The organism is Streptomyces sp. UF-297 (assembly GCF_058245575.1).
Window position 1 is genome coordinate 287038 of record NZ_JBSIBZ010000001.1, and the last position, 13331, is coordinate 300368.

Genomic DNA, 13331 nt, shown 5'->3' on the forward strand with positions numbered 1-13331 from the left:
ATCACGGTGAGGCCCCGCGTCATCCCCCGTGCGCGGGGCCTCACCAATGCCCGGACCAGGCATCGAGCGGCCCCGGGGCGCCGGGTCACTGCCCCAGCAGCGCCCGTTCCTCCTCGGTGAACAGCCGCGAGCGGATCAGGAAGCGCACCCCTTCGGGAGCCTCCAGCGAGAAGCCGCCGCCCCGCCCCGGCACCACGTCCACCGTCAGATGGGTGTGCCGCCACCGCTCGAACTGGTCCGCCGACATCCAGAAGTCCACCGCTTCCGGGACCTGCTCGACCTCCAGCCGCCCCAGCAGCACATCGGATGCGCCCGTACGGAACTCGCCCGCCGGGTAGCACATCGGCGCACTGCCGTCGCAGCACCCGCCGGACTGGTGGAACATCAACGGCCCATGATCGCCGTGCAGCTTGCGGATCAGCTCCGCGGCGGCCGGCGTCAGCGCGATCCGCGCCGCCCCGGCGCCGCGCACGTCCCTCACCACTGCTCGCCCCCTCGCACCGGACGGCTCACCGGCGGGCTCGCGGACTGGACTCGGCACATGGGCCACCCCTTCGTCGACCGGAAAGATCGGATACAGCGGATACGGCGGTCACGGCGGCGCGGCGCGGTGCCCGTACCGCCGGACGTCCTCCAGCGTGCCATTTCCCGTGGCGCGCTGGGGTGTTGGGTCTCTCAAGGCTGTCCTTTCAGGCCGGTCAGGACCGGGCGGTGGTCGCTGCCGAGGTCGGCGAGCACGGTGGTCGAGGTCGGGGTCAGGCCGCGCAGCAGGACGTGGTCGATGCGGACCAGCGGGAAGGCGGCGGGCCAGGTGAAGCCGAGGCCGTGGCCCGCCGTGTCCTGGGCGGAGGTCAGCTGCCGGGCCAGCGGGGCGAGATTCCGGTCGCGCAGGCTGCCGTTGAGATCGCCGAGCAGGACCACGCGGGCGGCCCGGTCCCGGCCGATCCGTTCTGCCAGCGCGGCCGCGCTGGCGTTGCGGGCGCCGACGGTGAAGCCCTGGTCGGGGCGTACGCGGACGGAGGGCAGCCGCACCGCGTAGAACGCCGTGTCGCCGCCGGGGGTGCTCACGACCGCCCGTATCGCGTGCGGCCAGGCGCCGTCCAGATCCAGTACCTCGGTCTCGCGCAGCGGGTAACGGGACCACAGGCCAAGGGTGTTGCGGGCGATGTGGTGGGTGTAGGTGTCGCCCAGGGCCTTTTCGTACGCGGGCAGGGCGGACCGGGGCACCTTCTCCAGGGCCACCACGTCGGCCCCGGTGGCGATCACCTTGCGGGCCACCTCCTCCGGAGTGGTGCGATCGCCGCCGACGTTGAGGGTCAGGGCGTGGAAGTCGGCCCGGCCGCCGCTGTCGCCCGGGGTGAAGGGGGGCAGGAAGAGGCAGCACCAGACCACCGCCGGCAGCAGGGCGGCGGCCGTGCCCGCGCGCGAGTGGCGCAGCGCCGCCCACGCGACAAGGAGGGGAACGAGCACGCCGCACCACGGCAGCGCGGTCTCCACCAGGCTCCCGAGGTGGCCGGGGGCGTCGGGCACCAGGCCGGGGAAGGCCAGCAGCGCGGTGAGGGGCACGGAGACGGCGGCGATACGCAGGCCGTACCGGGGGCCGCCTGCCGGGCGCCCCGCACGGGTGCTCCCGGACGCCGCCGATTCCCTTGCCGTAGGGGTCAGTTGGCGCACAGCACACCGCCGCCGTCGTTGTCGTCCGCGTCCGTGCGCCTGCGGTCCGTACGGTCCGTGCCGCCCGTGCGGTCCCTGCCGTCCGTACGCCGGGGGAGGAGGTTCCAGCCGGTCAGGGCGAAGGCGACCGCCGTCACCGAGGCCCCCATAAGGGCGGCGCACAGGAAGGGGGCCGCGTGCGGCGGGGCGAGGGCGACGGCCGCCGGCAGGACGGCCGGGAGTCCGGTCAGTACGACGATGGCGTGGACGTTCTCACGCGGGGTCATCGGGGTTCTCCTGACGGGGGCGGTGGCAGGGCGGCTCGGGGGCGGAGGACATGCGGCAGGCCACGGGAGAGGAGTCGGCCAGGCGGCGCAGGAAGGCGGCGCCGGCGATGCGCATCACGGACCGCGCCGGGAGGCGGTCCGCAGCGGCGTGCGGGCGGGGGATGTGCTGGGTGTTCATGGGATGCGCCCTTCGCGGTGAGGTGGGGTCCGGCGCCGGTCACGCGGCGCTCGCGGGGCGGTGCTCGGCGGGCAGCAGCAGGACGCGGTCGTCCGCGTCGTACTCGAAGAGCTCGGCGTACCGGCCCCAGGTGATCGCGGTGTCCAGCTGCTGGTGCGCGGCCCGCTCCGAGGCGTTCCCGCACAGCCGCTCGATCAGATAGGGCGCGCGCAGCCGGCCGCTGTCGGAGGCCATCAGGAGCGTGCGGACCGTGGCGATGAGGGGGATGTTGGCCAGTGCCGCGGCGGCGAAGAGGCGCTTGCGCAGCAGGATGTCGGCGCGCGCGAAGCCGCGGCCCGCGGGGGAGAGGTGCAGCCTGCCGGAGACGACCCTGGCGTAGCGCAGCACGGTGGCCGCCTCGACCAGCGGCATCAGGTCGTCGATCTCGTAGGACAGCGCGTCGGCGAGCGCCGCCAGGTCCACGGCGCCGCCGCGGGTGTCCAGCATCTCCAGCAGGCCCGTGAGGGACTCGACGTTGGCGCGCGGCAGCGGCAGGGAGGTGCGCAGCGTGGCGTGCTCGGCGAGGGAGGCCGGGGCCGGGGCCTGCTCGCGCTCGCCGGTCAGTGCCTCGTAGGCGTCCTCGACCAGGGCGGCGAAGCCGGGGGAGCGGCGGTCGCGCGGGCGCGGCAGGTCCACGGTCAGCTCGGTCCTGAGGGTGCCGGGCGCGGAGTCCAGGACCAGGATGCGGTCGGCGAGCTGGACGGCCTCCTCGATGGAGTGGGTGACCAGCAGGACGGTGCGGGTGGGGGTGTCGGGGTGGGCGAGCAGTTCGAGGAGTTCGTTGCGCAGGGTCTGTGCGGTCAGCACGTCCAGCGCGGAGAACGGCTCGTCCATCAGCAGCACGTCCGGCTCCACGACCAGGGCGCGGGCGAAGCCGACCCGCTGGCGCATCCCGCCGGACAGCTCCTTGGGGTAGGCGTTCTCGAAGCCGTCCAGACCGACCATGCCGATGGCCCGCAGGGCGCGGCCGCGGCGCTCGGCGGCGTGAACTCCCCTGGCCTGCAGGCCGAGTTCGACGTTCTGCTGGACGGTCAGCCAGGGCATCAGGGCGAAGGACTGGAAGAGCATGGCGGTGCCCGGGTTGGGCCCGGTCACGGGCCGCCCGCGGTAGTGGACGGTGCCGCCGGTGGGCGCCAGCAGCCCCGCGACATGGCGCAGCAGCGTGGACTTGCCCGAGCCCGACCGGCCCAGGAGGGCGACGACCTGGCCCTCGTACAGGGTGAAGTCGATGTCCTTCAGGACGGTCAGCACGCCGCCGCCGGGGCCGGTGAAGTCCTTGTGGAGGTTGCTGACGGTGATGACGGGGGTGTTCATGGGAGTGCTCCTGGGGGATGCGGTCGGACGGGGGTGCAGGGGGCGGGTCACAGCGCGCAGCGCTTCTGGGCGAAGCGGTACAGGCGGCGCCAGAGCAGCCGGTTGATGATCACGACGTAGACGCTCATGAGGACCGCGCCCAGGAAGTTGCGGGCGAAGTCATTGGCGTCGGTGGCCTGGGTGATGTACGCGCCGATGCCCACCGCGGTGAGCGTGGTGGTGCCGTAGGTGACCAGCTCGCCGGGGATGGAGGCGTTCCAGGCGCCGCCGGAGGCGGTGAGCGCACCGGTGGTGTAGGAGGGGAAGACGGCCGGCAGGATCAGCTTCTTCCAGCGCAGCCAGCCGCGCAGTTGGAGGTTGTCGGCGGCCTCGCGCAGGTCACCGGGGATGGCGCTGGCGCCGGCGATGACGTTGAACAGCACGTACCACTGCGCGCCCAGCGCCATCAGGGCGATGGAGCCCCAGTTCAGGGAGATGCCGGAGGCGCCCAGCACGATGACGGCCAGCGGGAAGAGGAAGTTGGAGGGGAAGCTGGCCAGCACCTGCACGATCGGCTGCGCGATCCGGTTGACCTTGGGGTTCATCCCGATCCAGGCGCCGATGGGCACCCACAGCAGGGTGGAGAGGACCACCAGGACCATGACCCGCCCGTAGGTGATCAGCGCGAGCCAGGCCGCGTGCCCGACTTCGCCGACGGGCACGTTGTCCAGGACGTACGCGCAGGCCTTCCACGCGATCGCCACCACGGCGGCCGTGTAGAGCACGTAGAAGGCGATGTCACCGCGCCTGCGGCGGGCCGGGTCGTGGTGCAGCCGCCCCGGGCTGGTGCCCAGCACGCGCATCGCGCGGTCCAGGCGCTCGCCCGCCGGGCGCAGGGCGCGGCCCAGCAGGGCGGGCAGGGTGCAGCGGCGCAGCAGTTGGAGGAACCAGCTGCGGGGCTGCTCGGCGATCTCGCAGTCCTCGGTGCGGAACCGCTCGGCCCAGGCCGTGACGGGGCGCCAGAAGAAGAAGTTGACGGACACGACCATCGCGATCATGACGGCGATGGCCAGGGCCACCCGTCGGCCCTCCCCGTTGTCCAGTGCCTGCGCGACGTACGAGCCCACGCCGGGAAGGGCGTTGTCGTTGCCGTTGACGCTGATGGTCTCGGAGGCGGACAGCGCGAACCACGCCGCGCCGAAGCTGATCATTCCGTTCCAGACCTGGGCGATCATTCCGCTGGGTACGTCCAGCTTCCAGAACCGCTGCCAGCGGGTGAGGCGCATCAGCCGGGCCGCCTCGTCCAGCTCCTTGGACTGGGTGAGCAGCGACTGGTAGAAGGCCATCGCCATGTTCCAGACCAGGGCGGTGAACACGGCGAAAATCGAGGCGAATTCAAGTCCGAGAGTGGAGTGCGGGAACATCGCGATGAAGCCGGTGACGGTGATGCTGAGGAATGTCAGTACCGGCACGGACTGGAGAATGTCGATGACCGGCACGATCACCTTGGCCGCGCGCCGCGAGCGGGCCGCCCAGGTGCCGAAGACGAAGGTGAAGAGCACCGCGGGCACCAGCCCGGCGAACATCCGCAGCAGGGAGCGCGCCGCGTAGTAGGGCAGTTCGCCCGGGTCGGTGCAGACGGCGGGCGGCTGGTCGGCGTGCAGCGGCTGGTCGGCCGTGGCGCCGATGCGGGCCACGAGGTAGAAGACCGCGACGACGCCGAGCAGGACGAGTACGTCGACGGGGCGCAGGCGGGTGGCGCGTACGGCGCCACGGGAGGGAAACTGACGGAGTTTCGGCATGGGGATACCCGAGAGGTATTGCGGGCGCTGCGGCAGGGCGGCAGAGCGCCGCCGGACGCACGGCCCGGGACGGGAAGTCGTTTCAAGAACGTGAAAGCGCAGCGCGACGGGCCGCCGAGCGGCACACATCGGGCAGCGGGCAGCCGGGGCTGCGCTGGCCGGCCCTAACGGGAGCGGCGAGAGGCAGAACTGGGAGGCTCGCCGTACATCACAACGACCACCTCCTCATCTCCTCGGTCCGCGAGCTGAAGAAGCTCTACGGCACTCCACCGCAATAGGCGCGGACTTCGGCCCGCGTGATGCGATACGGCCGGTCCGGCAACAAAATGACCATGGCACGCCCGGCTTCCCCGGTCAAACCACACCGTGGAGAACCCCGTTTTCCTTTCAGCATTCTTTCAGGAGCGGTGCTGCGGGCCGTTCTGCCGCGATTTCTGAAAAGGAATTCAGGACCTTCAGTTTTCCTTCAGGAAGGGCCCGGGGGAGTCCCGTGCTGCCGGGGCCGGCGTTCCCCGGGCCACACGGCTGCGCGGCAGGGCGGACGTACTTGCGCGGGCGTTCGCGTTACGCACCGGCGTCCTGCAGGGCAACCGCCCGACCGGGCGGTCTGTCCGAAACGGACACCAGCCGCGTGTCCTGGCAGGCGCGTTCGCATAGTGTCCGCGCTGTGCCGCACACCGGCGACCGCCCGGCGGCACCGTCAGCCGTCCCTACGTCCATGGAGCGTGGGCATGCCCCCCTTGCGGCGCCTGATGGTCCTGCGGCATGCCAAGTCGGCCCGCCCGGCGGGCGTTGGCGACCACGACCGCCCGCTCTCCCCGCGCGGCCGGCGCGATGCGCGCGCGGTGGGCCAGTGGCTGAGCGAGGCGGACTGGCTGCCCGACCTCGCCCTGTGCTCCACGGCCCGCCGCGCCCGCGAGACCTGGGACCTGGCCTCCGCGGTACTGGGCACCCCGCCTCCCGTACGCCATGAACCGCGCCTCTACCACCCGCCGCCCCAAGACCTCCTCGCGGCCGTGCGCGCGGTCCCCCGCCACACCCACACCGTGGTCCTGATCGGCCACAACCCCAGCCTCCAGGAGCTGATCCAGCACCTCGCCGGCGACGGCTTCGGCGACCTCGTCACCCGCGCGCACGCCAAGTTCCCCACCGCGGCCATCGCCGTACTGACCTGGCACGGCACCTGGCAGTCCCTGACCCCGGGAACCGCCCTGCTCACCGACCTGGCGGTACCGCGCGCGCCCCGGCCCTGAGCGGGGGCCACGGCGCACCGTGCCCCACCTCGAACGCCTCGCGGGGCAGGTCAAGGGGTCGTCGGTGAGGTGTCGGTGGACGGCGGATCGCCCCACTGGGCCTCCAGGGCTGTGCGCAGGGCGTGGAGGCTGTCCTGGCCGATGCGTGCGGCGAGTTGTTCTTCCAGGCGTTCGAGGATGGCGGTGGCCCGGAGGTGGGCGCGTTCGCCTTCCGGGGTGCGGCGGATCAGCCGCCGACGGGCGGAGGCGGGGTCGGGGGCCTGTTCGAGCAGTCCGGCGGCGACCAGGCCGTGCACGGCCTGGTGCGCGGTCTGCCGGGTGACGCCCATGCGCCGGGCCAGCTCCGAGACGGTCGTGCCCTGATCGTCCAGGACGGCGAAGAGCTGGGCCTGGGTCGGGGACACCGGCGTGGCACCGGCTGCCTCCAGGGCCGCCAGCAGCCCTTCTTCGAACCAGCGCCGGGCGTCACCGAGCAGTTGGGGGAGGTTGCGGCGGGTGGACTGCATCTGTTCCTCGCGACGGTGTGGGCGGGCGGGTACCGGGCTCACCGCCGCGGTTTGCTCACCGACACTCTGTCATGTCAGGCTGCCTGACATTCGTGTCGGAGGTCAATCCGAGGAGACCGCATGACCATCGAGTACGCCACCCGCTACCGGCGCCGCTCACGCATACCCGCGGAACCGGGCCGGCCCTACTTCATCGAGAAGGGCGAGGGAGACCGCGCCCACCTGTTCGGCGATCTGATCACCGTCTACGCGGGCGGCGAACAGACCGAGAACACCTTCAACTTCTTCACCGTCGAAGGCCCCAAAGGGGACCTCATTCCGGCGCATCTGCACCCCGACACCCACGAGGTCTTCTACGTCACCCAGGGCGCGGTCCGGCTGTTCGTCGAGGACACCCGGGGCGACCAGCAGGAGAAGCTGCTGACCCCCGGTGACTTCGGCTTCGTACCCAAGAACTGCCCGCACGCCTACCGCATGGAGCGCCACCACAGCCAGGTCGTCGGCGTCCCCGCCGGGCCCGGCGGCACCTTCGAGCGGTTCTTCGAGAACCTCGGTGTGCCCACCGAGGAGTTCGGCCTGCCGCACCGGCCCGTCGTCCCGGAGCCGCAGAAGTTCGCCGACGTCCCCGAGCGGTACGACGTCCGTTTCCTGCCCGACCACCAGTGGCGGACCCGGTGACGGCGGCCGGGAGCAGGTGAGCGGACCCGCCGCCCCGTCAGCGCCAGGCGCGGCGCTCCTCGCCCCGTGGGTCGTCGAGCAGTGTCCACCGGCTGTCGATGCGCAGCGTGGCGCGTCGCTGGAGGTCGTACGGGGCCCAGCCGGGGTCGCCGGTGGTGGCGAAGGTGATCCAGGCGGCGTGGGTGCGGGCGGCCAGGTCCGGGGGCGGGGTGCGGGTGCCGAGGACGCGGTGGGGGCCGTGCAGTGCGGGGAGGCCGGCCGTGTCGAAGACGAAGGGGAGTTCCACGCCGTGCGCGGCGCCGAGTTCGCCGTCCAGGGCGTCGGAGCGCCAGGCGAATTCGTACCGGTAGGTGCGTGAGCCGGGCAGTGTCGCATGGGCGTCGGCCAGGCTGCGGTTGCCCGCGCCGAAGAGCGCCTCGCCCAGGATCGCGGAGCGCAGCTGACCGGGGGAGGCCTGCGGGCGGGTCCTGCGGTAGAGGGCGAGGAGTCCGCGGGGGCGGGGGTGGGCACGCGCGGCGAGGGCGTCCACGTCGGCGGCCGTCGAGGTGGCCAGTCGGCCGAACGGCGCCAGATAGAGGTTGCCCTCCTCGGAGTTGGCGCCGATGAGCAGATCCACCTCCGCGCTCCGGCCGGCCGCGACGGTGTCGGTGGGCTGCCGGTCCAGGACCAGGCTGAAGGGGCTGAGCCCGAGGAGCGGATCGGTGTGGGTGGCCGTGCGCAGATCGATGCCCCACAGCCGCGGCATGATCTCCACCAGGCGTTCGTCGGAGATGCCGGTGAACGCGTCGGCGTGCGGCTCGATGCCCAGGAGACCGGCCGTGGCCCGGGTGACCCGCGCCGCCTGCTCCCCGGTGAAGGCCCCCCGCCCGCTGCCGCTCTGGACGATCGCCCGCCGCAGCAGGCCCTCGGACGCGGGGTGCGCCAGTACGCCGCCGACGACGGTCGCCCCGGCCGACTGGCCGAAGAGGGTGACGTTGGACGGATCGCCGCCGAAGGCGCCGATGTTCTCGCGCACCCAGCGCAGCGCCGCGATGACATCGAGCAGCCCTCGGTTGCGGGGCGCTCCGGGCAGGTCGAGGAAGCCGTGGATGCCCAGGCGGTAGTTCACCGTCACCAGGACGACGCCGTCCCTGGCGAAGCGGGCGCCGTCGTAGAGCGCGGAGCCGGTGGAGCCCGAGACGAATCCGCCGCCGTGGACGAACACCATGACCGGCAGCCGCTCGGGTGCGGCGGGAGCGGCGGCCGGGGTCCAGACGTTGGCGGTGAGGTAGTCCTCGCCGCGGACCCAGCCCTCGCCGAAGTAGGCGCTCATGTCCAAGGTGCCCAGAGAACGCGATACCTGGGGGGAGTTGGGGCCCGCGGCGGTCGCCTCCCGGACGCCCTCCCAGGGGGCGTGCGGGCGCGGTGCGGCGAACCGGTCGGCGCCCGACGGGGGAGCCGCGTACGGGATGCCGAGGAAGACCGAGACGCCGGGCTCGCCGCAGGCCGCTCCGCGCACGGCGCCCTGGGCGGTGCGCACGATGGGGGAGAGAGGGGCGGGAGACGCGGGGGAGGCGGGGGCGATAAGGCAGGGCATGCGGGTTCCTCGGGGAGCGGGGGAGTCAGCTCTGGGTGTGCGGGGGGGGGCAGCTGTCGGGGGACGCGCGATCAGCTCTGGGGGCGCGGGCGAACAGCTCTGGGTGTACGGCGATCAAGCTCGGGCAAAGGGGGTCAGGGCTGGGCGTACGGGGTGAAGGGCGCCCAGGCCTCGATGGCGAAGGTGCTGCCCTCGCGCCGTACTTCCGCGGCGCCGTGGCCGCCGAGGTGGGCAGGGAAGACCAGCGCGTTGTGGTCGGCGGCCCGGCCGAGGACGGTGCGCCGGGTGGCCCGGGCGCCCGCCGGGTCCTCGCAGAAGCAGCTGTTGTGGTCCGGCTCGACGAACTGGAGCGGGGTGTGCAGCAGATCACCGACGAATACCGCGTGGTCACTGCCGGATTCGAGGGTGAGCACGCAGGAGCCCGGAGTGTGCCCGGGGGCGAGATCGAGCCGCAGATTGCGGTCGATGCGGTGGCTTTCGTCCCACAGCAGAGTCTGGCCCGATCGATGCACGGGCGCGACGCTGTCCTCGAAAACATTCTGATTGCCGCGCCCGTGCTGGGGCGCGTGCCCGCCCTCCGGATCCCAGAAGGCGAACTCGTCCTTGGCCATGAGATAGGTCGCATTGGGGAACGTGGGCACCCATGCGCCGTTCTCCAGGCGGGTGTTCCAGCCGACGTGGTCGACGTGGAGGTGGGTGTTGACCACGATGTCCACGTCCTCGGGGCGGACCCCGGCCCGGGCCAGGTCGGACAGGAAGCCGGTGTCCAGGTGGTCCCAGCGCGGGGCGTTCGGCCGCTCCTTGTGGTTGCCGACGCCGGTGTCGATGAGGATCGTGCGGCCCTCGCTGCGCAGCACCCAGGTCTGGATCGCGGAATTGACGATGCCCGTATCGGTGTTGAGGAAATGTGGCGAAAGCCACGGGGTGTGCAATTCCCACGCCTCGGGCGGGCTGCCCGGGAAGAACTGGTCCGGCGTCATGTCCACCGGTCCGTAATACTCCCGCACCCGTGTCACGCTGACATCGCCCAAAGTGATGGTGTCCATGGATTCCTCGTCGATCGCTGGTGCCGATGAAGAAATCCTGCGCCGCACCCCAGGGCCGGGGGTATCCGTCACGTGACTGCACTTCGGTGACCGCACCCCGCACCGACCGGTCAGTTGTGAGTTGGAGAGCTGGAGAGACTGTGGATGTGCCCGTACCGCCCGGCGTTCCCGTCGCGGATGCCACCGCCGGCGCCGCGCAGGACCCCGGGGGCCTTGTCCTGGGCCGCGAGGCCGAGACCCGCCGGCTGCTCGAAGCGGCCGATCCGACGGCCCGTACCAGCCGCGTCCTGATCCTCACCGGGGCGGCGGGTACGGGCAAGAGCACGCTGCTGGACGCCGCCGTCGACCGTGCCGCCGGCCGCGGGACGGTGCTCACGGCGCGCGGCACCGAGACCGAGTCCGGCCTCGCGCACGCCGGGCTCCACCAACTCCTTTACCCCGTCGCCGACTTCATCGACGCCCTGCCCGCCGGTCAGCGCGGCGCCCTGCGGACGGCGCTCGGCGCCGACACCGCGCACGACGCGCCCGCCCCCCTCCTCCTCGGCGTGGCGCTGCTGACGCTGCTCTCCGACCTGGGCGAGGCGGGCCGCGGGCGGCTGCTGCTCGTGGTGGACGACGCGCAGTGGATCGACGCCGCCTCCCGCAACGCGCTCTTCTTCGCCGCGCGGCGGCTGCAGAACGAACCGGTCACCGTCCTGCTCGCCGTACGCGGGGAACACCCGCTGCCCGGCCTCGACCCGCACTGGCCCGTGCTGCCCCTGGGCCCCCTGGACCGCGCCGCGTCCGCCCGGCTCCTGGACGCCTGCGCCCACCGGATTCCGGGCCGGCTGCGCGAGCGCATCCTCGACCAGGCCGAGGGCAACCCTCTCGCGCTGGTCGAACTGGCCCGAGCGGCAGCCGATACGGACATTCCGGCGACCGCGCCCGGCCCGCTGCCGGTCACCGAACGGCTGGAGCACCTCTTCGCGCACCGGCTCAAGGCGCTGCCCGTACGGGCCCAACAGGCGCTCACACTCCTGGCCGCCGCCGATACCGACGACCCCCGGGCCGCGGTACCGGCCCTGCTGCCCGCGCACGGCGATCCCCTGTGGGAACAGGCCGAGCGCGCGGGGCTGATCCGCGGGTCCGGCGCGGGGGTCGCCTTCAGTCATCCCCTGGTGCGTTCCGCCGTCTACCAAGCGGCGCCCTTCGAGGCGCGGCGTACGGCGCACCTCGCGCTGGCGGAGGCGCTGCGCGGCGAGCCCGACCGGTCCGCCTGGCACCGCGCGGCGGCCACGCCGGGCCCCGACGCGCAGGTGTCGGCCGCGCTGGAAGTGACGGCCGACCGGGCGGGGCGCCGAGGCGGCTACGACGCGGCCTCCCGCGCGCTGGAACGCGCCGCCGAACTGAGCCCGGAGCGCGAGCGCGCCGCGCGACTGCTGGTGCGCGCCGCGGGCATGGCCACCGGCACCGGGCGCCTCGCCCGCGTCCGGGACCTCGCCGACCGCGCCTCGACCCTCACCGAGGACCGCACGGTACGGGCCCAAGCAGCCTTCCAGGCAGGCCGGTTGACGGCACTGACCAGCTCGCACACCGCCGCCTTCACCTCCCTGACCACCACCGCGGAATCCGCCGCCGCCAGCGCCCCGGCCCTCGCCACGGAAGCCCTCGCCTACGCGGCCGTGGTCCGCTTCTACTCCGGCGAGGACCACCACCGCCACGAGATCCACCGCATCCTCCCCGGCCTGCCGACGACACCCGAGGCCGAGACGGCGCGCATCTGGCTACGAGTGATCGCCGACCCGCACACGGAGCGGGCGGAGCTGCTGCGGGAGGTCCGCACCCTGATCGCCCGGCCGCGGGGCGGGCCGCGGCCGCAGCCGGGGACCGAGCCGCAGGACCGGCCGGACACCGGGGCGCAGTCTCGGCCCCTGACCGGGTCCGGCCCCGGGGTACGGCAGCCGGAGCGGCTTGCCGCGCTGGCCATCGGTGCCTGGCTGCTGGACGAGACCGCGCTGGCGGTGCGCACCTTCGACGAGGCGGCCGAGCGGTGGCGGGCCCGTGGGCCGGTGCCCGACGGGCTGGGCGGCGTCACGGCGCTGGCGTACTTCGACTACGGGCGGTGGGACCGGGCCCAGTTGGAGTGCGGGGAGGTCGCGGCCGTGGCGCAGGCGGCCGGCCTCGACCACGCCTCGGCCTGTGCGCCCGCTGTCGAGGGCATGATCGCGGCGCACCGCGGGAATCTTGAGTCGGCCAGGGCGCTGGTGGACCGCTCGCTGTCGCTGATCGACCCGGCCGAGAGCCGCTCGATCGCCGTATACGCGCGAAGAGCGCTGGGCGGTGCGGCCGCCGCCGAGGGCGACTACGAGCGGGCCTGCACGCAACTGCGGGCGGCCTTCGGCCCCGAGGGCGATCCGGTGCACTACCACGCGTCCTGGGCCGCGCTCCCGGAGCTGGCCGAGGCCGCCGCCCGCAGTGGCCGGCAGGCCGAGGCGAGCGCGGTGGTGGAGCGGATGGCAGCGCTGCCCGCGGCCGCGTGCGGATCGCCGCGGCTGGGCGCGCTCGTTCAGTTCAGCCGGGCGCTGCTGGCGGCGCCGGACGCCGCGGAGCCGTTCTTCCGCGATGCCGTACGAGCGGGGATCACGGACGGCCAACGCCCCTTCGAGCGGGCGCGGTTCCTGCTGTCCCACGCCGAGTGGCTGCGGCGGCAGCGGCACATCGCACAGGCGCGGCCGCTGCTGAGCGAGGCGCTGGAGGTCTTCCAGCGGCTCGGCGCGCGGCCCTGGACGGAGCGGGCGCGCGCCGAACTGCGGGCCGCCGGCGCGGAGACCACCGAGGCGGCCCCCGACGCGCTCACCCGGCTCACCCCGCAACAGCAGCAGATCGTCCGGCTCGCCGCGCGGGGACTGACGAACCGTGAGATCGGCGAGAAGCTGTTCCTCTCGCCGCGCACCGTCGGCTCGCACCTGTACCGGTCGTTCCCGAAGCTGGGCATCACGGCGCGGTCCCAGCTGCGCGACGTGGTGGCGGCGTCGGCCTGA

At 73.2% G+C, this 13331-nt stretch carries 12 protein-coding genes; 3 read left to right on the forward strand and 9 right to left on the reverse strand.

From position 1 onward, the window contains the following. Nucleotides 1-85: 85 nt before the first annotated feature. The 6 genes from AC4IJH_RS01395 to AC4IJH_RS01420 form a co-directional block, all read right to left on the reverse strand. Nucleotides 86-484: a DUF779 domain-containing protein gene (locus AC4IJH_RS01395; protein WP_490849561.1), complete on the reverse strand. Its 399-nt coding sequence runs from the start codon at nucleotides 482-484 to the stop codon at nucleotides 86-88. 191 nt (nucleotides 485-675) lie between these two features. Continuing rightward, the gene (locus tag AC4IJH_RS01400; RefSeq protein ID WP_490849562.1) at nucleotides 676-1566 is read right to left on the reverse strand and encodes an endonuclease/exonuclease/phosphatase family protein; all 891 of its coding nucleotides are present in this window, start codon (nucleotides 1564-1566) and stop codon (nucleotides 676-678) included. A 95-nt stretch (nucleotides 1567-1661) separates the two neighbouring features. Further along, on the reverse strand, nucleotides 1662-1940 hold the full coding sequence (locus tag AC4IJH_RS01405; RefSeq protein WP_490849563.1) for a hypothetical protein: 279 nt from the start codon (nucleotides 1938-1940) through the stop codon (nucleotides 1662-1664). Beyond that, nucleotides 1927-2118, reverse strand: a complete 192-nt coding sequence (locus tag AC4IJH_RS01410; RefSeq protein ID WP_490849564.1) for a hypothetical protein — start codon at nucleotides 2116-2118, stop codon at nucleotides 1927-1929. Before AC4IJH_RS01410 ends, AC4IJH_RS01405 begins: the two co-directional genes overlap by 14 nt. A 39-nt stretch (nucleotides 2119-2157) precedes the next feature. Beyond that, complete coding sequence (locus AC4IJH_RS01415) at nucleotides 2158-3471, reverse strand: ABC transporter ATP-binding protein (protein ID WP_490849565.1); 1314 nt, start codon at nucleotides 3469-3471, stop codon at nucleotides 2158-2160. A gap of 47 nt (nucleotides 3472-3518) precedes the next feature. Continuing rightward, nucleotides 3519-5252: an ABC transporter permease gene (locus AC4IJH_RS01420; RefSeq protein ID WP_490849566.1), complete on the reverse strand. Its 1734-nt coding sequence runs from the start codon at nucleotides 5250-5252 to the stop codon at nucleotides 3519-3521. Between the two features lie 731 nt (nucleotides 5253-5983). On the opposite strand from AC4IJH_RS01420, the gene AC4IJH_RS01425 reads away from it, so the two are divergent. Then, nucleotides 5984-6505 (forward strand): SixA phosphatase family protein, encoded by a 522-nt coding sequence (locus AC4IJH_RS01425; protein WP_490849567.1) that lies wholly within the window; start codon nucleotides 5984-5986, stop codon nucleotides 6503-6505. A 50-nt stretch (nucleotides 6506-6555) separates the two neighbouring features. On the opposite strand, the gene AC4IJH_RS01430 is transcribed toward AC4IJH_RS01425, so the two are convergent. Continuing rightward, entirely contained in the window at nucleotides 6556-7011 is a 456-nt protein-coding gene (locus AC4IJH_RS01430; protein ID WP_490849568.1) for a MarR family winged helix-turn-helix transcriptional regulator, read from the reverse strand. 120 nt (nucleotides 7012-7131) lie between these two features. Between AC4IJH_RS01430 and AC4IJH_RS01435 the strand changes: the two genes are divergently transcribed. Next, on the forward strand, nucleotides 7132-7689 hold the full coding sequence (locus AC4IJH_RS01435) for a quercetin 2,3-dioxygenase (protein ID WP_490849569.1): 558 nt from the start codon (nucleotides 7132-7134) through the stop codon (nucleotides 7687-7689). Nucleotides 7690-7726: 37 nt separating this feature from the next. Here the strand turns inward: AC4IJH_RS01435 and AC4IJH_RS01440 are convergent, their stop codons facing one another. Beyond that, nucleotides 7727-9265 carry a carboxylesterase/lipase family protein gene (locus AC4IJH_RS01440; protein WP_490849570.1) on the reverse strand — a complete coding sequence of 513 codons (1539 nt, stop codon included), beginning with the start codon at nucleotides 9263-9265 and terminating at the stop codon, nucleotides 7727-7729. A 134-nt stretch (nucleotides 9266-9399) separates the two neighbouring features. Next, the gene (locus AC4IJH_RS01445; protein WP_490849571.1) at nucleotides 9400-10311 is read right to left on the reverse strand and encodes an MBL fold metallo-hydrolase; all 912 of its coding nucleotides are present in this window, start codon (nucleotides 10309-10311) and stop codon (nucleotides 9400-9402) included. Between the two features lie 146 nt (nucleotides 10312-10457). Here AC4IJH_RS01445 and AC4IJH_RS01450 point away from each other — a divergent pair, with 146 nt between their 5' ends. Next, on the forward strand, nucleotides 10458-13331 hold the full coding sequence (locus AC4IJH_RS01450) for a helix-turn-helix transcriptional regulator (RefSeq protein WP_490849572.1): 2874 nt from the start codon (nucleotides 10458-10460) through the stop codon (nucleotides 13329-13331).

What these genes read in the sequence shown, in the direction of transcription:
- AC4IJH_RS01405 (WP_490849563.1), bottom strand. Translation starts at nt 1,940, where the DNA reads ATGACCCCGCGTGAGAACGTCCACGCCATCGTCGTACTGACCGGACTC.
- AC4IJH_RS01410 (WP_490849564.1), bottom strand. Translation starts at nt 2,118, where the DNA reads ATGAACACCCAGCACATCCCCCGCCCGCACGCCGCTGCGGACCGCCTC.
- AC4IJH_RS01415 (WP_490849565.1), bottom strand. Translation starts at nt 3,471, where the DNA reads ATGAACACCCCCGTCATCACCGTCAGCAACCTCCACAAGGACTTCACC.
- AC4IJH_RS01420 (WP_490849566.1), bottom strand. Translation starts at nt 5,252, where the DNA reads ATGCCGAAACTCCGTCAGTTTCCCTCCCGTGGCGCCGTACGCGCCACC.
- AC4IJH_RS01425 (WP_490849567.1), top strand. Translation starts at nt 5,984, where the DNA reads ATGCCCCCCTTGCGGCGCCTGATGGTCCTGCGGCATGCCAAGTCGGCC.
- AC4IJH_RS01430 (WP_490849568.1), bottom strand. Translation starts at nt 7,011, where the DNA reads ATGCAGTCCACCCGCCGCAACCTCCCCCAACTGCTCGGTGACGCCCGG.
- AC4IJH_RS01435 (WP_490849569.1), top strand. Translation starts at nt 7,132, where the DNA reads ATGACCATCGAGTACGCCACCCGCTACCGGCGCCGCTCACGCATACCC.
- AC4IJH_RS01440 (WP_490849570.1), bottom strand. Translation starts at nt 9,265, where the DNA reads ATGCCCTGCCTTATCGCCCCCGCCTCCCCCGCGTCTCCCGCCCCTCTC.
- AC4IJH_RS01445 (WP_490849571.1), bottom strand. Translation starts at nt 10,311, where the DNA reads ATGGACACCATCACTTTGGGCGATGTCAGCGTGACACGGGTGCGGGAG.